Genomic DNA, 23,386 nt, shown 5'->3' with positions numbered 1-23,386 from the left:
TCGCGATCCCCGACGGGAAGAAGATCCACTGTTCGTACGGTCCTGGCTCACGCCACACGCGGACAACGAGAACGGCCCATGGCTTCCTGGGGAAGCCGGAGCCTTCACGCTCAGGAGGAGCATGCCGACTACGGCAACCGCCGCCACGCGGCGCAAGAAGACGTCCCGTCGTGACGACGAGGCACCCCTCATCCCGATCCTCGCGCGCAAGGTGCGCGAGATCGAGGCCAAGTCGCAGCGAGGGAAGCTCGGCCCCACGAATCGGGTGAAGTTCCAGGTGATCGCCTTCCTGGTGCGCGAAGAGCGCGCGCGTGTGAAGGCGGATGCCGAGATCGGTGATCCTGCTCGCGCCGAGCTGTTGAAGCGGCTCGACGGCGTCGCCACGATCCTCGCCAAGACGGCTGCGCGCGACACCTCGCTCATCCAGCTGCTGGAGGCCGACCAGGCGACATCGCCGGTGGCGAAGCGCATGCGCCGCGACTGGCTGCTTGAATCCGGCGCCGACCTCGCCCCGGAAGAGCTCATCATCGCCGACGCTGCACCGGTGCAGATCTCCACGATCCCGGCGGCGATCGCCGAGCGACAGGTCACCCCGCCGTCCGTCGAAGCTCGACAACTGGCCAATCCCTTCCTCGCTCCCGACCTGACGCCCCGTTCGAGCGCCACGCCGCGACGCCGCCTCGACGGCTGGGAGCTCATGGGGCCGCTGTACAAGGCCTTCGAGACCGGAGCCGGCGGATCCGCCGCGTCCATGGATCTGCCTCCGGCGCCGGAGTTCGACCACATCTCGCCCAAGGGCCTCGAGGTCATGGTGCACCAGTCCCGGTTCCTCGAAGCCGTGAAGGCGGGGCACCGCAGCTTCCTCCTCGCCGATGAGCCCGGACTCGGCAAGACCGCGCAATCAGTGCTCGCCGCTTCCGTGGCGGGCGCGTACCCGCTGCTCGTCGTCGTCCCCAACGTCGTGAAGATGAACTGGGCGCGCGAGGTCGAGCGCTGGACTCCACAGCGTCGTGCCACGGTGATCCAGGGTGACGGCGACGACATCGATGCGTTCGCCGACGTGTTCATCGTGAACTACGAGATCCTCGATCGGCACATGTCCTGGCTCGCCTCGATCGGGCTGCGCGGCATGGTCGTCGACGAGGCGCACTTCATCAAGAATCTCTCCTCGCAGCGTTCCCAGAACGTGCTGTCGTTGGCCGCCCAGGTGCGCGAGCGCACTCCCGGGCACGACCCCCTGATGCTCGCCCTCACGGGTACGCCGCTGATCAACGACGTGGAGGACTTCGACGCGATCTGGCGCTTCCTCGGCTGGACCACCGGTGAGAAGCCGGGGCCCGAGCTCATGGAAAAGCTCGATGCGACCGGATTCACCCCGGCGGACAAGGCCTTCTATCCGGAAGCGCGCGACGCGGTGATCTCGATGGGCATCGTCCGCCGCAAGAAGAAGGACGTCGCCGCCGACCTGCCCGACAAGCTGATCGCCGATCTGCCGGTGCAGCTCGACGACGAGTTCGGGCGCAGCATCCGCCAGGCCGAGCGCGAGCTGGGGGAGCGCCTCGCCGCTCGCTACCGCCGCATCATCGAGGCCCGCGGCGACCGTGGACTCGCACCCGGAGAGATCGACGACGACATCGTGCGGCTGGTCGCCCAGAACGAGCTCGAGGAGTCGAAGGCCGCCGGCACCGGGGGAGACAATGTCTTCACCATGGTCCGGCGCATCGGTCAGGCCAAGGCGCCACTGGCTGCCGACTACGCCGCTCAGCTGCAGCGTTCGGTCGGCAAGGTCGTGTTCTTCGCGAAGCACATCGACGTCATGGACCAGGCCGAGGCGCACTTCGCCGCCGCCGGCATCCGTTCGGTCTCGATCCGTGGGGACCAGACGTCCACGACCCGCCAGCAGGCGATCGACGACTTCAACGGCGACCCCGAGGTCGGCATCGCCGTCTGCTCTCTCACCGCTGCCGGTGTGGGACTCAACCTGCAGGCGGCGTCGAACGTCGTCCTCGCCGAGCTGTCGTGGACGGCAGCCGAGCAGACGCAGGCGATCGACCGCGTGCACCGCATCGGGCAGGACGAGCCGGTGACGGCGTGGCGGATCATCGCCGCGCACACCATCGACACCAAGATCGCCGAGCTGATCGACCAGAAGCAGGGACTCGCGGCACGCGCCCTCGACGGGGAAGCGGTCGAGGAGTCGGCCGGGGAGCCGGTGCAGCTGGCGGCGCTCATGCACCTGCTGCGACAGGCGCTGGGCGGAGCGTAAGCCTCAAGATCGGCTGTTCTTAACGCGGGATCTGGTGCGAAAGCCGGCGTCGGCGGGAAGTTCATCGATATCGGCGAATCGCCTTGTCAAGATCGGCGTTTTTCGTCGAGCCCGAATGGCGCCCGGGCACGCAGGGGCGCTAGTGTCGATCGAAGGCAGCGTCGCCTGTTCCCCCCCCATCTCCCGAACGTCTGAAGGCACCAGCATGAAGATCGGCATCCTGACGAGCGGCGGCGACTGCCCCGGCCTCAACGCGGTCATCCGCGGCATCGTGCTCAAGGGCACGACCTCATACGACCTGGAGTTCGTCGGCATCCGCGACGGCTGGCGCGGACTCGTCGACGGGGACTTCATGCCGCTGACCCGGCACGAGGTGAAGGGGCTGTCGAAGGTGGGCGGCACGATCCTCGGCACCAGCCGCACGAACCCGTATGAGGGCGAGCGCGGGGGAGCCGAGAACATCGCCAAGACCCTCTACGGGCACAAGATCGACGGCATCATCGCGATCGGCGGTGAAGGCACGCTCGCAGCCGCCGACCGCCTCGCCAAGGACGGCATCAAGGTGATCGGCGTCCCCAAGACGATCGACAACGACCTGCAGGCGACGGACTATTCGTTCGGCTTCGACACAGCCGTGAACATCGCCACGGACGCGATGGATCGCCTCCGCACGACCGGTGACTCCCACCAGCGCTGCATGGTCGCCGAGGTCATGGGTCGGCACGTCGGCTGGATCGCCCTGCACGCCGGAATGGCTGCCGGTGCGCACGTCATCTGCATCCCCGAGGTACCGATGTCGATCGACGACATCACGGAGCTCGTCACCAGCGCCCACGACCGCGGTCGCGCGCCCCTGGTCGTCGTCTCCGAGGGGTTCAAGCTCCTCGGGATGGACGAGGCATACAGCGACAAGGGGCTCGACGCCTTCAATCGACCGCGCCTCGGCGGTATCGGCGACCAGCTCGCCCCCGAGATCGAGCGCATCACCGGCATCGAGACGCGTGCGACGATCCTCGGCCACATCCAGCGCGGTGGATCGCCGTCGGCCTTCGACCGCGTTCTCGCCACGCGCCTGGGGCTGCATGCGGCGGACGCGATCGTGGACGGCGCGTGGGGTCAGATGGTCGCCATGCAGGGCACCGACATCGTGCGGGTGCCGTTCGCCGATGCGCTCGGCGAACTGAACACCGTCCCGCGCTACCGCTACGACGAGGCTGCGGCGCTCTTCGGCTGAGTCCGAGAGCGATCGGATCCATCACGCCGAATCAGGCGACCTCGCGGAATCAGGCGACTTCTCCTCCCGCGTGCCTGATGCGGCGTGTTCGCCTGATCTCGCGTGCTCTATGTCGCGCGTCGAATCGCGCCCGGGTCGCGCGGTGAAACAGCCGCGGGTTCTCAGGTGTGCGTCTTGCGCCGGTGCAGACCCTGGACTGTTCTGACGTGATCGCCTGATGTGGCGCCCACGAACGGGCGCTCACACCAGGAGGTCCGGCGCTCAGGCGTCGGCGAGGCCGAGCGTCTCGAGGAGCCAGGCGAGTTCGAAGGCCCGCTCCTTCCAAGAGTTGTAGCGCCCGCTCACGCCGCCGTGCCCGGCGACCATCTCGCACTTGAGGAGCACGTCCTTCGCCCCGGCTTCGCGTAGACGGGCGACCCACTTGGCGGGCTCCACGTAGAGCACACGGGTGTCGTTCAGGGATGTGACGGCGAGGATCCGCGGGTATTCGACGCCGTCTCGGACATTCTCGTACGGGCTGTACGACTTCATGTAGGCGTAGACATCCGGGTCGTGGAGGGGGTCGCCCCATTCGTCCCACTCGATCACGGTCAGCGGCAGCGACGGGTCGAGGATCGTGGTCAGGGCGTCCACGAAAGGCACCCCGGCGAGGATGCCGGCGAAGAGCCCGGGCGCGAGGTTCGTCACAGCCCCCATCAGCAGGCCCCCGGCGCTGCCGCCCTCGGCCACCATGAGAGTCGGTGCCGTGACCCCGGTCTCGACCAGGTGCTCGCCGCAGGAGACGAAGTCCGTGAAGGTGTTGCGCTTGTGGAGGAGCTTGCCGTCCTCGTACCACTGTCGCCCCATCTCTCCTCCACCGCGGACGTGCGCCACCGCGAAGATCACACCCCTGTCCAGCTCGGAGAGGCGCGCGACCGAGAAGCCGGGATCGATCGAGTGCTCGTACGAGCCGTACCCGTACAGGTGCACCGGCCGTGCCTCGCCCCCGGGTTCGCCGAACGAGCGCTTCCAGACGAGCGAGATCGGCACGCGGACGCCGTCCGCAGCGGTCGCCCACTCACGCCTCTGCCCGTAGTCGGCGGGGTCGTATCCACCCAGCACCGGCACCTGCTTGCGCAGCACGAGCTCGCGGGTCGCGAGATCGAGGTCGTACACGGTCCCCGGCGTCACGAACGACGTGTATCCCAGGCGCAGGAACGGGGAGTGCCATTCGGGGTTCCCGCTCACTCCGGCGGAGTAGAGCGGCTCGTCGAAGGCCAGCTCGTCGACGACATCCGTCTCGTAGTCGAGCAGGCCGACGCGTTCGAGTCCTTCGCTGCGGTACTCCACGGTGGCGAAGTCGCGGAACGCGTCCACACCCAGCAGGCGTCTGCCCTGTTCGTGCGCCACCACCACGTGCCGCGATCCCCGGGGGTCCGCGGCGGCGACCGACACGAGCTCGAAGTCGAGGGCTCCGTCGTTGTGCAGCACGAGCAACCGGTCCTCGCCGCCCACGACCGCGTGCTCGACGGAATACTCGACGCCTTCGCGACGCGGCCAGACCAGCTGCGGCTCAGCGGTGAGCTCGCCGGTCAGATCGACGAGGTACTCCTCGCTCGTGATGCTCGAGCCGACCGCGATGACCAGATACCGGCGGCTGCGGGTGATCCCTGCCCCGAGCCAGAACTTCTCGTCCGGCTCGTGGAAGAGCCGCACGTCGTCCGACACCGGCGTGCCGAGGCGATGCAGCCACAGGGTGTCGGGGCGCCAGGCCTCGTCACGGGTCGTGTAGAGCACCCCGGTGCCGTCGGGCGTGAAGAAGGCGCCGCCCGTGTTCGGGATCTCGTCGTCGAGCGTGGTGCCCGTGGCGAGGTCGCGCACGTGCACGGTGTAGAGCTCGTCACCCTCGAAATCGGTGGACCAGAGCAGCTTCGTGGCGTCGTCAGACGTGTCGAAAGCGCCGAGCGAGAAGAAGTCGTGTCCTTCCGATTCGACATTGCCGTCGAGGAGCACGATCTCTCCCGGAACCGCGACTCCTGGCTCGAGACGCGGGGGAGTCCAGTCGTCCGGGGCGGCAGCGGCGCGGCAGTGGATGCCGTACTGGGCCCCCTCCTCGCTGCGGCTGTAGTACCACCAGTCCCCTCGGCGAGTGGGGACGGACAGGTCCGTCTCCTGGACACGGCCCTTGATCTCCTGGAAGAGTCTCTCGCGCAGATCGGCGAGGTGCGCCGTCTCGGCGTCTGTGTGGGCGTTCTCCGCTTCGAGGTGGGAGATGACCTCGGCGGATTCCTTGGCACGAAGCCATTCGTAGGGATCCTCGAAGGTGTCACCGTGATGGGTGCGGAGGGTCGAGCGGCGGTCGGCGGCAGGGGCGTCAGTCACCGTCTCACGCTATCCCAGGTCGAGTTGACCGGCACGGGGGAGGGTGGGAGAATTCACCGGGGCCGGTTAACGGAAGTCAAACCCACGGTGAACTCTTCGTTCGTCACGTCGATCTCGTCGACATCTCCTTCTTCCTCAAACGACCGAAAGCGAACGGTGGAAACCGCAGCCCTCATCGTCGTGCTTGTCATCGCGCTGGCACTCTTCTTCGACTTCACCAACGGCTTTCACGACACGGCGAATGCCATGGCGACGCCGATCGCCACCGGCGCGCTGAAGCCCAAGACCGCCGTCCTCCTCGCCGCAGTGCTGAACCTCGTCGGCGCCTTCCTGTCCACCGAGGTCTCCAAGACCATCTCGGGCGGCATCATCCGCGAGGATGCGATCATCTCCGCGGGAGCCGATCTGTTCCTCTCGTTGATCTTCGCCGGTCTCATCGGCGCGATCACCTGGAACATGCTCACATGGCTCCTGGGGCTGCCTTCGAGCTCGTCGCACGCGCTCTTCGGCGGACTCATCGGCGCCACTCTGGTCGGTGCGGGGATCGGGGGCATCGACTTCGGCATGGTGCTCTCGAAGATCGTGCTCCCCGCCCTGATCGCCCCTGTCACGGCAGGGCTGATCGCGTTCGCCGCGACGAAGATCGCCTACTCGGTCACCCGTCGCTACGACGGGAAGCCCGACGGCCGCGACGGCTTCCGATGGGGCCAGATCTTCACGTCGTCCCTCGTCGCGCTCGCCCATGGGACCAACGATGCGCAGAAGACGATGGGAGTGATCACCCTCGCGATGATCACGATCGGCTGGCAGTCCGGCGCCCATCACGAGCCCGAGCTGTGGGTCATCGTCGCGTGTGCCTTCACCATCGCCCTCGGCACCTACCTCGGCGGATGGCGCATCATCCGCACCCTCGGCAAGGGGCTGACCGACGTCAAGCCCGCCCAGGGCTTCGCTGCGGAGAGCTCGACCGCGGCCACCATCCTCGCCTCCAGCGCCCTCGGCTTCGCCCTCTCCACCACGCAGGTCGCGTCCGGTTCGGTGATCGGCTCCGGCCTCGGCCGCCGCGGGTCCACCGTGCGCTGGCGGACCGCCGGCCGCATCGGAGTCGGCTGGCTGCTGACGCTTCCCGCTGCCGGAGGCGTAGGCGCTCTCGCGGCGCTGCTGGTGGTCTGGCTGGGCAACTGGGGAGTGGCGATCGATGCCGTGATCGCCCTGGTGATCATCCTCGGCCTCTTCATGCGTTCGCGTCGCAATGCTGTCACCCCGGCGAACGCGATGAGTGACGTCGCCGAGTCCGGCAGGGCCGTCGAACTCCCCGATACGCCTCCGCCGACGCGCCGCCAGCAGCGCATCGAGCAGGCCAAGGCCGAGGCCAGGGCCCGTGCCGAGGCGCGCGAGCAGGCGAAGGCCCAGGCGAAGGCCCAGGCGAAGAAGGACGCCGAGAAGAAAGCCGAGAAGAAGAAGGCCAAGAAGGCGGAGGCCAAGGCCGGTGCCGGCTCGTCGAAGGCTGCGGCCTCGACGACGAAGCCCGACGCCGACCGGAACGGGGAGTCCGAATGAACGTCGTGATCGACTGGGTCGCCTTCCTCCAGGTGTTCGCGGCAGCCCTCATCGGCGCCGCCGCCATCGTCACGTTCTACGCGCTGGGACTCCGACTGCTCGTGCGCAGCGGGCGGGCCCCGGTGGTGAGTCCTGCAGAGTTCACGGACGCCATCACCGTGATCACGGAGAAGGAACTCAAGCGCGCCGAGAAGCAGGCGGCGAAGGCGGCACGCAAGAGCCCGCTGACCGAGGGCCAGAAGACGGTGGCCCTGGTCGGCGCCTACGGCTGTTTCGCGCTCTGCGCCGCCGCCGTGGTGAGCGGAATCCTGCTCCTCGTCGTCGGTCACTGACCTCGGAGGGCGAGCGCGGGTCGCGTCCGCCGCTGCCGGTGCGGCAATAGGCTGAGGCCATGTCCGCAGGAACCGGCAGTCCGTACGTCTTCGGCAGGCACGAGCCCGCGTCGCACGTGCTCATCCACGTCAGCGACCCGCATTTCCTCGCGGGGGGAGCGCGCCTGGGCGGACGCTACGACGTCGAGGCGAACTTCGACCGCACGCTCGACGCGATCCGCGCGGTGCATCCGCATCCGACGGCGATCGTCGTCACGGGTGACCTGGCCGACCTCGGCGAGCCCGACGCGTATCGCCGTCTGCGCGCTGCGGTCGAGCCGGTCGCGGCGGAACTCGGCGCCCCGGTGATCTGGGTGGCGGGAAACCACGACGAACGTCCGGCGCTGCGTGAGGGGCTGCTCGATCTGGCTCCGACCGAGGAGCCTGTGACCGGTGTCTGGGACCTCGAGGGTCTCCGACTCGTGGCGCTGGACACGAGTGTCCCGGGCTGGCATCACGGGGATCTCGATGACGGTCAGCTCTCCTGGCTCGCCGAGGTCCTCGCCGAGCCGGCCCCGCACGGCACCCTGCTCGCAATGCATCATCCGCCTCTTCCGAGCCACCTCCCGCTGTTCGACATCCTGGAGCTGCGACATCAGGACGAGCTCGCCGCCGTCGTCCGCGGCAGCGACGTCCGAGGCATCCTCGCCGGGCATCTGCACTACTCCTCGCACGGCACCTTCGCCGGCGTGCCGGTGAGCGTGGCATCGGCGACGTGCTACACCATGAACGTCGCCCGCCCGTCTGCCGAGGTCAACGGAATGGACGCCGCTCAGGCGTTCCAGCTCGTGCACGTGTACCCCGACACGATCACCCACACCGTGGTCCCGGTGACCGGTGCCGACACCGGCGACTACTTCTCCGAGGCCTGGCTGGAGCGCATGGCGAAGCTCGACCCGGAAGGGCGACTCGAAGCCTTCTCCCGCAAACCCGCACGCTGAGCGGCGTAGACTGAAGACATCCCCCACCCTTCTCACCCGCCACGACCCACGAGGATGTGACATGGCTTCTGCCGCGCCTACCCTGACCCGCACCGAGACCGATTCGCTCGGGAGCATGGAGATTCCCGTCGACGCGTACTGGGGGATCCACACCGCCCGCGCCGACGCGAACTTCCCGATCACGAAGCGGCCCATCTCGGTGTATCCCGACCTCGTGGTCGGCCTCGCGATGGTCAAGCAGGCCAGCGCCCGTGCGAACCGCGAGATCGGCGTGCTCGACCCGGAGCGGGCGGACCTGATCGACCGGGCGGCTCAGCGCGTGATCGACGGCGAGTTCCACGAGCAGTTCACGGTCGGCGTCATCCAGGGTGGAGCCGGCACGTCGACCAACATGAACGCGAACGAGGTCATCACCAACATCGCGCTCGAGATGGCGGGCCGCGAGAAGGGCGACTACGCCTTCCTTTCGCCGATCGACCACACCAACCGCAGCCAGTCCACGAACGACGTGTACCCGACCGCGGTGAAGATCGGCCTCTCGCTGACCCTGCGCTCCCTGCTCGAAGAGCTCGACCTGCTGCGGCTGTCGTTCCTGGGCAAATCGCGCGAGTTCCACGATGTGCTGAAGGTCGGGCGCACGCAGCTGCAGGATGCCGTGCCGATGACGCTGGGGCAGGAGTTCAACGGCTTCGCCACGACGCTCGGCTACGACCACACCCGTCTCACCGAGAACGCCTCGCTGATGTTCGAGATCAACATGGGCGCCACCGCGATCGGCACCGGGATCACCACCCACCCCGGTTACGCACCCGCCGTGCTCAAGCACCTGCGCGAGATCACGTCGCTCGACCTCCGCACTGCCGGTGACCTCGTCGAGGCCACCAGCGACACCGGCTCGTTCATGTCGTTCTCGTCGACTCTCAAGCGCAACGCGATGAAGCTGTCGAAGATCTGCAACGACCTCCGTCTTCTCTCGTCCGGCCCGCAGGCGGGTCTCGGCGAGATCAACCTTCCTGCCATGCAGGCGGGCTCCAGCATCATGCCCGGCAAGGTCAATCCGGTCATCCCCGAGGTCGTGAACCAGGTGGCGTTCGCCGTCGCGGGGGCGGACATGACGGTCACGATGGCGGCGGAGGCCGGGCAGCTGCAGCTGAACGCCTTCGAGCCGGTCATCGCACACTCGATCTTCCAGTCGATCACCTGGATGCGTCAGGCGATGTGGACTCTGCGAGTGAACTGCGTCGACGGCATCACCGCGAACCGCGACCGCCTCGGCGCGATGGTCGGTGCCTCGGTCGGAGTCATCACCGCGCTGACCCCGTTCATCGGCTACGCCGCGGCGGCCGCTCTCGCGAAGACCGCACTGCTGACCAACCGCAGCGTGGCCGACCTTGTGGTGGAGGCCGGCCTCATGTCGCGCGACGAGGTCGTCAAGCAGCTCTCGCCTGCGCGCCTGTCGGGACTCGAGACCATCACGGCCGCGATCCCGGTGATCTCACCGGAAGACCTGATCGAGATCTGATCTCACAGACGGATAGACGAAGGGGACGGATGCGCCGGCATCCGTCCCCTTCGTCTCCGTGAAGTCAGTCGGTGATGCGGCAGTGGGTGGTGAGCTCGCCGATGCCGTCGATGCCCACCGTGACGGTGGACCGGTCGCGAAGGAAGATCTGCGGGTCGCGCGAGTAGCCGGCACCGCCGGGGCTGCCGGTCGAGATGAGGGTGCCGGGGAGCAGCGTGAGCGACTGCGAGAGGTGCGCGATCAGCTTCGCCACCGAGCGCACCATCTGATCGGTGCTCGCATCCTGCACGGTGTGACCGTCGACGATGGTCCAGATGTGCAGGTCCTGCGGGTCGGCGATCTCATCCGCGGTCACCGCGAACGGCCCGGTCGGGGTGAATCCGTCGAACGACTTGCAGCGTGACCACTGGGCCTCGGAGAACTGGATGTTCCTGGCGGTGATGTCGTTGACCACCGTGTATCCCCAGACGTGCGACAGCGCATCGGCCTCAGCGATGTCCTTCGCAGGGGAGCCGATGAGCACGCCGAGCTCGGCCTCGTAGTCGACGGCCTCACTCAGCGTGCGCGGCCAGGATGTGGTCTGGTCGTGTCCGGTGAGCGAGTTCGGCCAGAGCGTGAAGACGGTCGGGGCGGCATCGGTCTTGAGACCGAGCTCACTCGAGTGCGCGGCGTAGTTGAGGCCGACGGCCAGGACCGCGGGCGGAGCGAGCACGGCCGAGGCGAACGCCCATCCCGCGAGCGGATGCCGCGGCGCGGTGGTGTCCGCCAGAGCGCGGCGCAGTGCGTCGAGACCATCGTCCCCTCTCTCGATCAGCTGCTGCAGCGTGGCAGGAGGGTCGGTCAGGAGATCAGAGACGAGGACGGCGTCCGAGCCCTCCACGACGGCGAGAACCGCGAGAGGGGAGTCGGGACGGCGCAGGTGAGCGAACCGCATGCTTCTACGCTACCGGGTGGGTGCAGGTCGCCGGGTGGAGGGGGTCGCCATATCCGGGTGCCCGGCGTTGTGCCCATAAGCTTTGCCTATGAGTTCCGGAGGACCGTCCCAGCCGCAGCAGCCCTCGCCGTATGCGCCTCCGCCGGCACCGCCGTTGCCGTCGACACCGCCGCAGCAGGTACCGCCGCAGCAGGCCCCGCAGCCGGTACCGCCGCAAGCCTTCGCGCCCGCGCCGTACGCGAGCCAGGTCTCGGCGCCCGCGGCCCGCACCTCCGTCACGGGGTATGCATCGTCCCTCGCGCAGCCGACGCCCTACACACCGCCGGCTCCCGTCGCCCCGTCGCCGGCGGAGTCGCTCCCGGCGCTGCCCGTTCCGACGAGGAAAGGGCGCACGGTGTCGCTCTGGCTCTTCGGGGTGCTCGGCTTCCTCCTGATCGCCCTCGTCGGCTACTTCGTCTGGGCGCTCGGATCGTTCGCTTCCGTCGTCGGGCTGGTCCTCGCGCTCATCCCTCTGACCATCGTGTTCCTGGGCGTGCGCCTGATCGATCGGTGGGAGCCCGAGCCCAAGCGGCTGGTGGCGTTCGCCATCGCATGGGGCGCCGTCGCGGCCGTCGGGCTCACCCTGCTCGTCGACACCGCGCTGACCCTCCTGCTCGACATCCGCTCCGAGGAGTTCACCGCCGTCGTGCAGGCGCCTATCGTCGAGGAGCTCTGGAAGGGGCTCGGCGTCTTCCTCATCTTCCTGCTCGCCCGACGAGCGTTCGACGGCCCTGTCGACGGCATCGTGTACGGCGCGCTGGTCGGGGCGGGTTTCGCCTTCACCGAGAACATCCAGTACTTCGGGGTGAGCCTCATCGAGGGCGGCGGCGAGCAGCTGACCGTCACGTTCGTGGTGCGCGGGCTCTTCTCGCCCTTCGCTCATGCCATGTTCACCGCGATCACCGGCTTCGCGATCGGCCTCGTCGCTCGGCGTCACGGCTCGGCGAGGGCCGCGCTCGGTGCTGGCGCGGTGGGGGTGGTCGGGGCGATCCTGCTCCACGCTCTCTGGAACGGCTCGGCGACGTTCGCCGACTTCTTCGGTCTCTACTTCACCCTTCAGGTGCCGCTCTTCATCGGATTCATCCTGTGCATCGTCGCGTTGCGTCGTGAGGAGGCCCGACTCACCCGTGCCCGCCTCGAGGACTACGCCGCGGCCGGATGGTTCACTCCCGAGGAAGTCACCATGCTCGCCACCCCTGCCGGGCGCAAGGTCGGACTCGCCTGGGCGTCACAGCTGCGGGGGGACCGTCGTCCCCTGATGCGTGCGTTCATCAAGGAGGCGACGGAGCTCGCCGCTGTCCGTCAGCGGGCAATCACCGGCCGCGACCCCATGGCCGTGGATGACGAGCGCGCGCTCCTGATCCGCACCAGGGCGACCAGGGCGGCCCTGCTGGCCTACTGACGCCACACGCGACGGCGTACCCTTGTCCGAGGGAAGGCGGTGGCGGATGAGCACCTTCGTCGCGATCCACGGTGGCGGAGATGTCGGATGGTCCTGGCATCTGGTCGCCGCCGAGCTGCGAGCGCGCGGGCACGAGGTGTTCGCGCCCGACCTTCCCGCCGACGACGACACGCTCACTCTCGACGACTACGCCGAGGTGGTTGCGGAGCCGGTGGGTGCGCAGGCGGGGGTGGTGGTCGTCGGTCATTCCTTCGGGGCCTTCACCGCGCCGCTGGTCGCCGAGCGCCTCTCCGCCGATCTCCTCGTCCTGATGGCGGGGATGATCCCGTCCCCGGGCGAGTCCCCGGATCAGTGGTGGGCGAACTCGGGATACGTCACGGCGTCTGCCGCCCAGTCGGCGCGGGACGGCGGGTTGACCGGGAACGACGACCCCCTCGTCAGTTTCTACAACGAAGTTCCGCACGAGCTGGCAGAGGAGGCGCTCCGACGGGAGAGGGCGCATCCGTCGCAGGCGGCGATGGAGAGGCCGTGGCCTCTGGCGGCGTGGCCCGACGTGCCGACGAGATTCGTGCTGTTCGCCGACGATCGCTTCTTCCCTGCCGCATTCCTGCGCGACCTCGCCGAGACCCGCCTGGGAGTGGTCGCGGATGAGCTGCCCGGCGGACACTGCGCGATGCTGAGCCGACCGGTGGAGATCGCCGAGCTCCTCGCAGGATACGTCGAGTGAGGGGCCGGGAATCGCTCCAGGACAAGACTCAGCGCCCGGTGCTGCGGCGATGCCTGCGAGTCTCCCGGGCGCTGAGTTGATCTGTAAACAGGGTGCACCCGGCCCTGCATGAGTGTCAAGAGCTTGTTGCCGAGGTTCGCCGGCGAGGGCGTGAGGTGTTCGCTGTGAGCAGGTGTGCGTGCGTTGACCGGGTCCGTCGGCCTCGGGTTTGATGGAGACATGACTGAACGCACAAAGCCTGAGTTCGAAGCCCCCAGCACTCCCGCTCCGGCGGAGCTCGTCGTCCGCGACATCATCGAGGGTGACGGCGCCGAGGCGAAGCCCGGCGACACCGTCACGGTCCACTACGCCGGCGTCGAGTTCGACTCCGGCGAGGAGTTCGACTCCTCGTGGGGCCGTGGCGAGACGATCCAGTTCCCGCTGCGCGGCCTGATCCAGGGGTGGCAGGACGGGATCCCCGGCATGAAGGTGGGCGGTCGCCGCGAGCTGATCATCCCGCCGCATCTCGCCTACGGCCCGGTCGGCGGCGGGCACTTCCTCTCCGGCAAGACGCTGATCTTCATCATCGATCTGGTCGCCGTCGGCTGACATCGGTCTCTTCCACGAGGCGTCTCTCTCCTCCGGGAGGGAGGCGCCTCGCGGCATGTGCGGGAAAGATTCTTCATTCAGGGGAATACATGCGAATGAATGTAAGTTGTCACAGTGGTCGCGGCGACGCGGCCCCTGTCCCTTGCCGCAGCAGCGGCTGAAGTCTCCAGAGGAGAAGCAATGACCAGCATCGACATCCCCGGCTACCGTCCCGGCACCTGGGTCCTGGACCCTTCGCACAGCGAGGTCACCTTCAGCGTGCGCCACATGATGATCTCGAAGGTGCGCGGCACCTTCGGGGTGAAGAGCGCGACGCTGATCGCTCCGGAGAACCCGCTGGACGCCAAGGTCGAGGCGACGGTCGACGTGACCTCCATCGACACCAATGACGAGGGTCGCGACGCGCACCTGCGCTCGGCGGACTTCTTCGACACCGAGAACTTCCCGACCATGGAGTTCGTCTCCACCGGTGCGCACGTCAAGGGCGACGACCTGTACGTCGACGGCGACCTCACCATCCGCGGCGTCACCAAGCCGGTCAGCTTCGAGCTCGACTTCGGCGGCTTCGGCACCGACCCCTACGGCAACTACAAGGCCGGCGCCTCTGCCAAGACCGTCATCAACCGCGAGGACTTCGGCCTCACCTGGAACGCGGCACTCGAGACCGGTGGCGTTCTCGTCGGCAAGGACGTCACGATCAGCCTCGACCTGCAGGGTGCCCTGCAGCAGGACTGACCGCGTCGGAGAGCCACCGGAACCCCGGGCCCGTCAGGGCTCGGGGTTCTCTGCGTCGTAGTCGTGGAACCGGCGGTTGCGCTGCGCGAGCGCGGCGACGAGGGCGATGACAAGCACTCCACCGAGCAGGGGAGGGAACCAGAGGGTCGTGAGCGTCGCCAGCGTGCCCGCGTACAGCGCCCCGACGCGGGGCCCGCCGGCGACCACGACGATGAACAGGCCTTGAAGGCGTCCGCGCATCGAGTCGGGTACGGCGGCCTGCATCATGGTGTTCCGATAGATCGAGCTGACGTTGTCGGATGCACCGGACAGGGCGAGGGCAACGCAGGCGGCGACGATCAACCCGATGTGGGGAGCCGTCTCGGTCGCGGGTGACGAGAACGCGCCGACGAGCAGCACGATCCCGAACAGCAGGATCGATGCGCCGTACGCCTCCACCGCCCGGGCGATGCCACGGCCATGCCAGCGGTACTGCACGACGCGACCGGAGAACAGGCTCGACGCGAAGGTGCCCACCGCCACCGCGGCGGTGAGGATGCCGGTCGTGAGCGCTCCGCCGCCCAGCAGCACCGTGCCGAGCGCGGGGAAGAGGACGAGCGGCTGCCCGAACGTCATCGCGATGATGTCGATGATGTACTGCATCCGGATGTTGCCTGCTCTGCGGAGGAAGCGCCAGCCGTCCACCAGCGACTCGAGGCCGGGGCGGACGATCTCTCCCTCCGGCCGCAGCGCCGGGAGCGTCCACAGTCCCAGGAACATCGACAGCATGAGCACGACGTCGATCGTGTACGTCCAGCCGTAGCCGGTGAGGGCGACGAGGAGGCCCGCCAGCGCGGGTCCGGCCATGACCGTCAGCCCGAAGGCCACACCGTTCAGCGCGGATGCTGCGGCGAGCTTCTCGCGGGGGATGAGCCGCGGCACTATCGCCGTGCGCGTGGCCATGCCCACCGAATTGGCGGCGGAGTTGATCATGCTCAGCGCATACAGCCACCAGATGGTCTCCATACCCGTCCAGGTGAGAGCCGCGAGCAGGGCGGTGGAGAGGAAAGTGATGGTCGCCGCGATCAGTGCCACCCGGCGTCGGTCGAACGCATCGGCGAGCATGCCGCCGTACAGGCCGGCGAGGATCATCGGCACGAGTCCGGCCACGGCGATCATCGAGACCGCGAAGGTGTTCTGCGTCAGGGCGAACACGTGCAGCATCACCGTGACGATGGTGAGCTGTCCGCCGATGCCGGCGAGTGTCGACCCGATCCACATCCGGGCGAACGCCGGACTGGACTTCAAGGGGGAGAGGTCGATCAGATGACCGCGGCGGGCGCTCACTCCTCGAACTTCTTCTGCACGTTTCGAGACTAGTTGACCCTGACGGACTCGCTCCGCCGCCGGTGTCACCGAGGGCGGTCGTCGGCTGGTAGACTCGTCAGGTTGCCGTTTGATCGGCCGCGGATAAAGAGAGCCCACGTATCAGGCGTCGGGCGCCGCGCAACAAGCAGAGAGGGGATCGAATCTATGGCACTGGAAGCAGACGTCAAGAAGGCGATCATCGAAGAGTACGCGACGCACCCCGGTGACACCGGATCCCCCGAGGTGCAGGTCGCAATGCTGACGCAGCGCATCAAGGACCTCACCGAGCACCTCAAGGAGCACAAGCACGACCACCACTCGCGTCGTGGGCTGTTCCTGCTCGTCGGTCAGCGCCGTCGTCTGCTCGGCTACCTCCAGGACATCGACATCGCGCGCTACCGCTCGCTGATCGAGCGTCTCGGACTCCGCCGCTAAGGCACTGCGATCCTGCGTTCAATCGCGCAGAACATTCTTGAGAAGGCCGCCCCACGGTGTGGGGCGGCCTTCGTCATGTCCGAGGGTTGATTCCCCACTCGCTTTCCGATAGGAAAGTAGAGAGCTTTCCACAAGGAAAGTGGGGGAGGCCCGACATGCAGCAGAAGCCGATTCCCGGTCACGACGCTCTCGTGCCGCCGGATGCCGACATCGCGCGCCGGTATCTGGCCGCAGCGGACGCGGTGGTGGAGCGCCGAGGCCGCGCCGTCGACCGACGTGCGCTCGCCGGGCTCCAGATCGCCAATGCGGTGATCACGGCCGGGTATCTCGTCGCGTTCGCGCTCGTCCTCCGGCAGAGCGATGTCCTCGCCTCCCAGGTGATCCTGTTCACCTTTCTGGTGTGGGGGCAGCTGGCGAGCGGGATGGCGCAACGCAACGGGATGCAGTGGCGCTGGAGCGCTTCCCGGTGGCCGCTCATCCTCGGCGAAGTCGTGGTTCTCGTCGGCGCTGTCGTCGTGTTCGGTCTCGTCGCGTTGGATCCCGGTCTCCCGGTCGGCGTCGTGCTGATCCCCGCGGGCATAGTCCTGGTGGGTATCGGCGGTTACGGCGTGGTCCAGCTGTTCCGCGCGGCCGGAGATTCTCGGTCCCCGCGGCCTCCGCGGGTCACCCTGCCCGCTCCGATCCGATGGGGGACCCTGCTCCTCGGCGTCGCTCTCGGCGTGCTGACCATGCTCGCGGGGGCGCCGGACGATGTGCTGCGCAGCGTGATCACCCTGCTGGTGATGCTGGTTCTCCTCGCCTGGATCGTCGCCTTCAACACACCCGTCGGGCTTCCCGCCATCGGTGCTTCCTGGCGGTGGCCGCATGTGGCGGCATTCTTGCTCGCGGCAGGCATCCCTGTGGCTCTCGTGCTGGGGGGAGGAGGGGGCAGCGCATCGGGGCTCGCCGGTGTCGTCGGAGGTGTCGTCGTGATCGTGCTCTTCGTCCTGGTGTCGTTCGTTCCGGGGCGGGAGGGTCGTGGCTGAGGCGGGGTTCCGGCCGCACCCGCGCACGCAGCTGGACGACAACTTCGCCTCACCGATCCGCTTCTCGTTGATGGCCGCGCTCGGCGACGGCATGGAGTTCGACTTCCCGGCGCTCCGCGACATCCTCCAATGTGGTGATTCGCCGCTGAGCAAGGCGATCGCGCACCTGCAGACCGCGGAATACGTGCTCGCGCGCAAGGGCGTCGTCGGGGGTCGCACGCGCACGTGGGTGCGTTCGACGAAGGCGGGCCGCGATGCTTTCGCGGCCCACCTCCAGGCGCTCCGGCAGATCGTCGCTCTCGGCGGCAGGCAGGAGTTGTGACCCGTGCGTCAGGCGGGCGCGTTCACGAGGTCGGCGTGGTGGATCGCGGCGACATCCGGGTGGGCGCGCAGGCGTGACTTGAGGGCGTTCTCGCCGTAGAGCGCGTGGATGGGATTGCTCGGGTCATCGGTCACCCCGTTCGCTTCGGCGGCCAGCTCCTCGGGCAGCGCGATCAGGGGCAGCCGCTTGTCGAGCGCAGGGTTGAAGAAGAACGGGATTGAGATCCGCTCGTCCGGTGCCTGCGGCGAGACCACCCGGTGGTTCGTCGCTTTGAGGTACCCGCCCGTCGCGTACTCCAGCAGCTCGCCGATGTTCACGACGAAAGCTCCGGGCACCGGGGGAGCGTCGACCCACGTGCCGTCGCGTTCGACCTGCAGACCGCCCTTGCCCGGCTCCACCCAGAGGAGGGTGAGCACGCCGGAGTCCTTGTGCGCACCGACGCCCTGCTGAGGCTCTGGTTCGTGCGTTCCGGGATAGCGGACGATCTTGATGAGGGTCGACGGCTCGCCGAAGTGCTCGTCGAAGTAGGACTCGTCGGCGCCGAGGGTCTGGGCCCAGGCGCGCAGCAGTTTGCGAGCGACCTCGGACAGGGTCTCGTGCCACTCGGCCACGACATCCTGCAGCTCGGGCTGCGCCGACGGCCAGAGGTTCGGCCCGATGAGGCGGTTGAAGGCGGGGCCGTCGTCGACGGGTTCGCGCTCGGGGCCGATGTCGATCTGCTCGCGCCAGTCGACCTTCCCCTGGGTGCGTTCTCCGCCGATGCGCGTGTAGCCGCGGAAGTGCGGGCTGTTCACGTTCTCGATGGCCAGCTTGTCCTCTTCGGGGAGGGCGAAGAAGTCCAGGGCGGCCCGGTGGAGCCGTGCCTCGAGCGCGGGGGAGATCCCGGTGCCGGTGAGGTAGAAGAAGCCGACGTCGTGGGTCGCCGCCCGCAGGTCGTCGCGGAATCGTGCCGCGGCCTCGGGGCTTTCGTCGAGCTGGGAGAGGTCGAGAATGGGGAGCGAGAGTTCAGCCATGGACCGAGGCTACGTCGCGTCGACCGGGGTGGGATCCTGTGTTGCGCTCCGTTACTTCCGTCCCTCGTGTGCGGTGGACGTCGATCTCGGTGCTAGAGTCTCCTCGGTAAGGGCTGCCTTACCTCAGTCACCGCCAGAGAGTGTTCTTCCGTGCTCGCCACTTTTCTCATCGGGCTCCGCGAGGGCCTCGAAGCCGCACTCGTCGTCGGCATCCTCGTCGCCTACCTCCGTCGTCTCGGACGGCAGGACGCCCTCCCGAAGATGTGGGCGGGCGTCGGACTCGCGATCGCACTGGCTCTCGGCATCGGCGCGGTGCTCACCTTCGGGGCCTACGAACTCACGTTCCAGGCGCAGGAGCTGATCGGTGGCGGCCTGTCGCTGCTCGCCGTCGCGATGGTGACCTGGATGATCTTCTGGATGCAGCGGGCCGGGCGCAGCATGAAGGCGACGCTGGAGGGTGGCATCGACCGCGCCCTCACTGCCGGCGGCCTGTGGGCGCTCATCGCGATCGGCTTCGTGTCCGTCGCCCGAGAGGGCATCGAGACGACGCTGCTGCTGTGGTCGATGGTCCAGTCTTTCGGCGACGCACCCTCGGCGCTGATGGGCGCCCTGCTCGGGCTCCTCACGGCCGTGGTCGTCGGATGGCTGATCTCCCGCGGTGCGCTGCGACTCGATCTGCGTCGCTTCTTCGCCTGGACCGGCGGGTTCCTCGTGATCGTCGCGGCCGGCGTGCTCGCCTACGCGCTGATGGATCTGCAGGAGGCCGGTGTGCTTCCCGGGCCGTTCACCGCGCTGGCACCGATCGATGCCGTGACCGGCGGCGTGGCTGTCGGATGGGCCGCCTTCCCGTTCGGGTGGGCGTTCGACGTCTCGGCGACGATCGCTCCCGGTGGCCCCCTCGCATCGATTCTGCAGGCGACGGTCGGCTTCATGCCCGCGATGACCTGGATGCAGGTCGTCGCCTGGGTCGCGTACATCTCCGTCGTCGGATGGCTCTACGTCCGCGGACTCCGCTCGAAGCGCCCGTCGAAGCCGCAGGACCCGACGGAGCCGCAGGACCCGACGGAGCCCTCGTCTGAATCTCCCTCCCTCTCACCACAAGGAGCAGCATGACCACCTCGCACCGGATCCTGGGGGCGCTGGCAGCCACCGGCGCCGCGGTTCTCGTCCTGAGCGGCTGCGTCGCGAAGAGCGACGCCGGAGCCACCGCGGCCTTCGACGTCTCCTCGACCGACAGCGACTGCGCGGTCTCCGCGGCGACCGCGAAGAGCGGGACCCTGACCTTCAACGTCAAGAACGACACCGCTCAGGTCACGGAGTTCTACCTCCTCGCAGACGACGGCCTCCGGATCGTCGGCGAGGTCGAGAACATCGCGCCGGCCGCCTCGCGCACGCTCACGGTCGTCGCACAGCCCGGTGACTACTTCACTCTCTGCAAGCCGGGGATGATCGGCGATGGCGTGGGGAAGACCGCGTTCACCGTGACCGGGGATCGCGTCGCGGTGGAAGGTCCAGACGCCGAGCAGAAGCAGAAGGCCGTCGACCTCTACGGTGCGTTCGTGAAGGACCAGGTCGGTCAGCTCGTCCCCGCAGTCGAGGACTTCGTCGCCGCCTACGAGTCCGGTGACGACGAGACCGCGCGCACGCTCTTCCCGCAGACCCGCGCGTTCTACGAGCGCATCGAGCCGGTCGCCGAGGCGCTGGGCGACCTCGACCCGCGGATCGACTATCGCGAGGTCGATGCCGTCGCCGAAGGACTGGACTGGACGGGCTTCCACCGCATCGAGAAGGACCTGTGGGTTCCGGCGCAGGACGCGCTGAACGCCGACGGGGAGACCCCCGCGTGGCAGGACTGGGTGCCGTCCACGCCGGAGGAGCGCGCCGACTACGGCGATCTGCTGCTCGCCGACGTGCAGGAGCTCTACGACTACGTGCACTCCGACGACTTCACCACCGCCCTCGACGACCAGGGCATCGGCGGCATCTCGAACGGCGCCATCGCGCTGCTCGACGAGGTCGCGACCGGGAAGATCTCCGGGGAGGAGGACTGGTGGTCCGGGACCGACCTCTACGACTTCGCCGCGAACGTCGAAGGGTCGAAGATGGCGTTCTCGCTCGTGCAGGACTTCGCCGTCGCGCAGGGCGACGAGGGGAAGGCTCTGGTCGCGGAGATCGAGTCGGGTTACACCGCGCTCGAGGAATCTCTCGCGGCTCACGGCTCGCTGGCCGACGGCTTCGTGGGCTACTCGCAACTGACCGAGGCCGACAAGCGCGAGTTCACCGACCTGATCAACGCTCTGGCCGAGCCGCTCTCGCAGCTCACCAGCACGGTCCTCGACTGATCAGCCGCACGCTACGGGATACCATCACGGACGTGAACGAACCAGAAGCGGATGCCGCACCCGAAGAGTCATCGATGGGCGCGGCGTCCGCTCCTGCCGGTTTGAGCAGGCGGGGCCTGCTCGGCCTGGCCATCGGGGGCGGCGTCGCGGGCCTCGCGGTCGGCGCCGGTGCGGGTCTCGCCGGCGGCGTCGCGCTCGGGCGGGCGCGTGCGGCGGAGGACGCGCATTCCGCATACGCGTTCTTCGGCGATCACCAGGCAGGCATCACCACTCCGGTGCAGGACCATCTGCATTTCGCCAGCTTCGACATGATGCCGCGCACGGATCGCGACGACCTCATCTCGTTGCTGCAGGACTGGTCGTACGCGGCCTCCCGCATGGCGCAGGGCCTCGAAGTCAGTGCGACGGGTGCGGTCGGTGGGCCGGCCGAAGCGCCGCCGGACGACACGGGGGAGGCGCTGGGGCTTCCCGCCGCCGGGCTCACGATCACGTTCGGCTTCGGGCCGGGACTCTTCGAGAACGAGGACGGCGACCGCTACGGGATCGCCGCGCAGCGTCCCCCGGGGCTGGAACGGCTCCCGGCGTTCCTCGGTGACGATCTCGATCCGCAGACCTCTCACGGCGACCTGTGCATCCAGGCCTGCGCCGACGACCCGCAGGTGGCGGTGCATGCGATCCGCAACCTCAGCCGCATCGCCTTCGGCCGGGCTCGGCTGCGCTGGTCGCAGCTGGGATTCGGCAAGACGTCGCGCACGACGGCGACGCAGGCGACGCCGCGCAATCTTTTCGGGTTCAAGGACGGCACCGCGAACATCCTGGCCGATGACACCGAGGCGCTCGGCGATCACGTCTGGGTATCGGAGAAGGACGAACCGGCGTGGCTGGCCGGCGGGTCCTACCTCGTGGCCAGGAAGATCGCGATGCTCATCGAGACCTGGGACCGCGTGCGCCTGTCGGAGCAGGACACCATCATCGGTCGGGACAAGGGCGAGGGTGCACCGCTCTCCGGCGGAGACGAGTTCACGACACCGGACTTCCACAGCAAGGCGATCGACGCGAACAGCCACGTGAGTCTCGCGCATCCGGAGAAGAACGACGGCATCCGCATCCTCCGCCGCGGCTACAACTACGTCGACGGGAACAACACGCTCGGACGCCTCGATGCCGGGCTCTTCTTCCTGTCGTACCAGCGCGATCCTGCACAGTTCATCTCGCTGCAGCGTCGGTTGTCGACAGATCTCATGAACGAGTACATCCGCCACGTCGGTTCGGGCATCTGGGCGGTGCCGGCGGGGGTGAAGCCGGGGTCCTTCGTGGGGGCCGGGCTGTTCGCCTGAGCGGTCACGGCTCGTGTGTGCTCGTGAGCGCCTCCACCGCGAACGCGGCGATGGCATCGGCGCCGAAGTGATCGTCTGCCGTGATCGTGACCACCGCGTCGTCGAGGAAGATGAGCAGCTGGCCGTAGGCGCCGTGAAGTCTCCACGCCGGCCCCGGCCCGCCCCATCCTGCAAGGGCGTAGCGATCGTAGTCCGTGCTCTCGCCGGCGACCCGCCATTCCGTGTGCATCGCGTCGATCCATCCTGGGGCAATCAGCTGTCGGCCCTCCCACACCCCGCGATCTCTGATCAGGAGTCCGAGACGGGAGAGCTCTTCGGTGCGCAGAGAGAGCCCGCCTCCGGCGACGATGCGACCCTGAGGGCTGCGCTCCCACTCCACGTCGATGATGCCGAGCGGGTCGAAGAGACGGGGGACGAGATAGTCGCCGATGTCTCCGACTAGCGCGGCCAGCGCCGTCATCGCGGTGTACGTGCTCGCGTTCGAGTACTGGAACGACCGTCCGCCCGACGGGCGTCGCAGGAACTCGCGGGCGAGGTCCGGCCAGTCCGTCATCAGAGTCTCCGACCAGGGCAGATCGATCCCGCTGGTCATCGAGAGCAGGTGCCGCAGCGTGACGTCCTCGACGCCAGCTCCCAGCTCGAAGCCGGGGAGGTACGTGCCGACGGGCATGTCGAGCGACACCGCACCCTCGTCGGCGGCCAGTCCCGCAGCCAGAACGCAGACGCCTTTTGCGACGGAGTGCACGTCCTCCCGCACGTCGTCGGTCCAGCGGTGGTCGGCGGTCTCGGTGGCGACGCGGACGTGCAGCCCGTGAGCGCCGAACCCCGTCTCCTCGATGCGTTCGACGATGCGGTCTCGAACGGTCTGTGCGCGGCTCACACCTT

Annotated in this window: 21 protein-coding genes; 16 read left to right on the top strand and 5 right to left on the bottom strand. The window is 68.2% G+C overall.

Going from position 1 to position 23,386, the window contains the following annotated elements; all coding sequences use genetic code 11:
- The first annotated feature begins 121 nt into the window (after window positions 1-121).
- Complete coding sequence (locus tag ABDC25_RS10310; RefSeq protein ID WP_021199413.1) at window positions 122-2,266, top strand: DEAD/DEAH box helicase; 2,145 nt, start codon at window positions 122-124, stop codon at window positions 2,264-2,266.
- Between the two features lie 205 nt (window positions 2,267-2,471).
- Window positions 2,472-3,500 (top strand): 6-phosphofructokinase, encoded by a 1,029-nt coding sequence (locus ABDC25_RS10305; protein WP_021199414.1) that lies wholly within the window; start codon window positions 2,472-2,474, stop codon window positions 3,498-3,500.
- 261 nt (window positions 3,501-3,761) lie between these two features.
- Here the strand turns inward: ABDC25_RS10305 and ABDC25_RS10300 are convergent, their stop codons facing one another.
- Window positions 3,762-5,861, bottom strand: a complete 2,100-nt coding sequence (locus tag ABDC25_RS10300) for a S9 family peptidase (RefSeq protein WP_021199415.1) — start codon at window positions 5,859-5,861, stop codon at window positions 3,762-3,764.
- Between the two features lie 156 nt (window positions 5,862-6,017).
- Between ABDC25_RS10300 and ABDC25_RS10295 the strand changes: the two genes are divergently transcribed.
- From ABDC25_RS10295 to ABDC25_RS10280, 4 genes are all read left to right on the top strand, one after another.
- Window positions 6,018-7,421, top strand: a complete 1,404-nt coding sequence (locus ABDC25_RS10295; protein ID WP_021199416.1) for an inorganic phosphate transporter — start codon at window positions 6,018-6,020, stop codon at window positions 7,419-7,421.
- A complete protein-coding gene (locus ABDC25_RS10290) occupies window positions 7,418-7,753 on the top strand; it encodes a hypothetical protein (RefSeq protein ID WP_021199417.1) in 336 nt (111 codons plus the stop codon). Before ABDC25_RS10295 ends, ABDC25_RS10290 begins: the two co-directional genes overlap by 4 nt.
- A 59-nt stretch (window positions 7,754-7,812) precedes the next feature.
- On the top strand, window positions 7,813-8,733 hold the full coding sequence (locus ABDC25_RS10285) for a phosphodiesterase (RefSeq protein ID WP_021199418.1): 921 nt from the start codon (window positions 7,813-7,815) through the stop codon (window positions 8,731-8,733).
- 61 nt (window positions 8,734-8,794) lie between these two features.
- Window positions 8,795-10,255, top strand: coding sequence for an aspartate ammonia-lyase (locus ABDC25_RS10280; RefSeq protein WP_021199419.1), 1,461 nt, complete (start codon window positions 8,795-8,797; stop codon window positions 10,253-10,255).
- A gap of 64 nt (window positions 10,256-10,319) precedes the next feature.
- Here ABDC25_RS10280 and ABDC25_RS10275 read toward each other — a convergent pair whose 3' ends face one another.
- Window positions 10,320-11,189: a fumarylacetoacetate hydrolase family protein gene (locus tag ABDC25_RS10275; protein ID WP_347122847.1), complete on the bottom strand. Its 870-nt coding sequence runs from the start codon at window positions 11,187-11,189 to the stop codon at window positions 10,320-10,322.
- A gap of 88 nt (window positions 11,190-11,277) precedes the next feature.
- Here ABDC25_RS10275 and ABDC25_RS10270 point away from each other — a divergent pair, with 88 nt between their 5' ends.
- The 4 genes from ABDC25_RS10270 to ABDC25_RS10255 all read left to right on the top strand — a co-directional run bounded on the left by ABDC25_RS10270 (window position 11,278) and on the right by ABDC25_RS10255 (window position 14,680).
- Window positions 11,278-12,630, top strand: a complete 1,353-nt coding sequence (locus ABDC25_RS10270) for a PrsW family intramembrane metalloprotease (protein ID WP_243844753.1) — start codon at window positions 11,278-11,280, stop codon at window positions 12,628-12,630.
- Between the two features lie 46 nt (window positions 12,631-12,676).
- Window positions 12,677-13,357 carry an alpha/beta hydrolase gene (locus ABDC25_RS10265; protein WP_347122845.1) on the top strand — a complete coding sequence of 227 codons (681 nt, stop codon included), beginning with the start codon at window positions 12,677-12,679 and terminating at the stop codon, window positions 13,355-13,357.
- Between the two features lie 219 nt (window positions 13,358-13,576).
- On the top strand, window positions 13,577-13,945 hold the full coding sequence (locus ABDC25_RS10260) for an FKBP-type peptidyl-prolyl cis-trans isomerase (protein ID WP_021198599.1): 369 nt from the start codon (window positions 13,577-13,579) through the stop codon (window positions 13,943-13,945).
- Window positions 13,946-14,125: 180 nt separating this feature from the next.
- Window positions 14,126-14,680 (top strand): YceI family protein, encoded by a 555-nt coding sequence (locus ABDC25_RS10255; protein WP_029265550.1) that lies wholly within the window; start codon window positions 14,126-14,128, stop codon window positions 14,678-14,680.
- A gap of 33 nt (window positions 14,681-14,713) precedes the next feature.
- On the opposite strand, the gene ABDC25_RS10250 is transcribed toward ABDC25_RS10255, so the two are convergent.
- A complete protein-coding gene (locus ABDC25_RS10250; RefSeq protein WP_029265549.1) occupies window positions 14,714-16,006 on the bottom strand; it encodes an MFS transporter in 1,293 nt (430 codons plus the stop codon).
- Window positions 16,007-16,192: 186 nt separating this feature from the next.
- Between ABDC25_RS10250 and rpsO the strand changes: the two genes are divergently transcribed.
- The 3 genes from rpsO to ABDC25_RS10235 all read left to right on the top strand — a co-directional run bounded on the left by rpsO (window position 16,193) and on the right by ABDC25_RS10235 (window position 17,809).
- Window positions 16,193-16,462 (top strand): 30S ribosomal protein S15, encoded by a 270-nt coding sequence (gene rpsO, locus ABDC25_RS10245; protein WP_017830938.1) that lies wholly within the window; start codon window positions 16,193-16,195, stop codon window positions 16,460-16,462.
- A 155-nt stretch (window positions 16,463-16,617) separates the two neighbouring features.
- Entirely contained in the window at window positions 16,618-17,487 is an 870-nt protein-coding gene (locus ABDC25_RS10240; RefSeq protein WP_167254324.1) for a hypothetical protein, read from the top strand.
- Window positions 17,480-17,809 (top strand): transcriptional regulator, encoded by a 330-nt coding sequence (locus ABDC25_RS10235; RefSeq protein WP_347122842.1) that lies wholly within the window; start codon window positions 17,480-17,482, stop codon window positions 17,807-17,809. Before ABDC25_RS10240 ends, ABDC25_RS10235 begins: the two co-directional genes overlap by 8 nt.
- Window positions 17,810-17,817: 8 nt before the next feature.
- Here the strand turns inward: ABDC25_RS10235 and ABDC25_RS10230 are convergent, their stop codons facing one another.
- Window positions 17,818-18,822, bottom strand: a complete 1,005-nt coding sequence (locus ABDC25_RS10230) for an isopenicillin N synthase family oxygenase (protein WP_167254320.1) — start codon at window positions 18,820-18,822, stop codon at window positions 17,818-17,820.
- A gap of 150 nt (window positions 18,823-18,972) precedes the next feature.
- Here ABDC25_RS10230 and efeU point away from each other — a divergent pair, with 150 nt between their 5' ends.
- The 3 genes from efeU (at window position 18,973) to efeB (ending at window position 22,501) form a co-directional block, all read left to right on the top strand.
- Window positions 18,973-19,935: an iron uptake transporter permease EfeU gene (efeU, locus tag ABDC25_RS10225; RefSeq protein ID WP_297554339.1), complete on the top strand. Its 963-nt coding sequence runs from the start codon at window positions 18,973-18,975 to the stop codon at window positions 19,933-19,935.
- Window positions 19,932-21,164, top strand: coding sequence for an iron uptake system protein EfeO (gene efeO, locus ABDC25_RS10220; RefSeq protein ID WP_297554336.1), 1,233 nt, complete (start codon window positions 19,932-19,934; stop codon window positions 21,162-21,164). The genes efeU and efeO overlap by 4 nt, the downstream gene beginning before the upstream one ends.
- 74 nt (window positions 21,165-21,238) lie before the next feature.
- The gene (gene efeB / locus ABDC25_RS10215) at window positions 21,239-22,501 is read left to right on the top strand and encodes an iron uptake transporter deferrochelatase/peroxidase subunit (protein WP_347125978.1); all 1,263 of its coding nucleotides are present in this window, start codon (window positions 21,239-21,241) and stop codon (window positions 22,499-22,501) included.
- A gap of 4 nt (window positions 22,502-22,505) precedes the next feature.
- On the opposite strand, the gene ABDC25_RS10210 is transcribed toward efeB, so the two are convergent.
- Entirely contained in the window at window positions 22,506-23,381 is an 876-nt protein-coding gene (locus ABDC25_RS10210) for a serine hydrolase (RefSeq protein WP_021198608.1), read from the bottom strand.
- Between the last annotated feature and the right edge of the window lie 5 nt (window positions 23,382-23,386).

This window comes from Microbacterium sp. SY138 (genome assembly GCF_039729145.1).
GTDB lineage: Bacteria > Actinomycetota > Actinomycetes > Actinomycetales > Microbacteriaceae > Microbacterium > Microbacterium maritypicum_A.
Note: the sequence above shows the minus strand (reverse complement) of the source record. Positions and strands in the feature narration are given on the sequence as shown.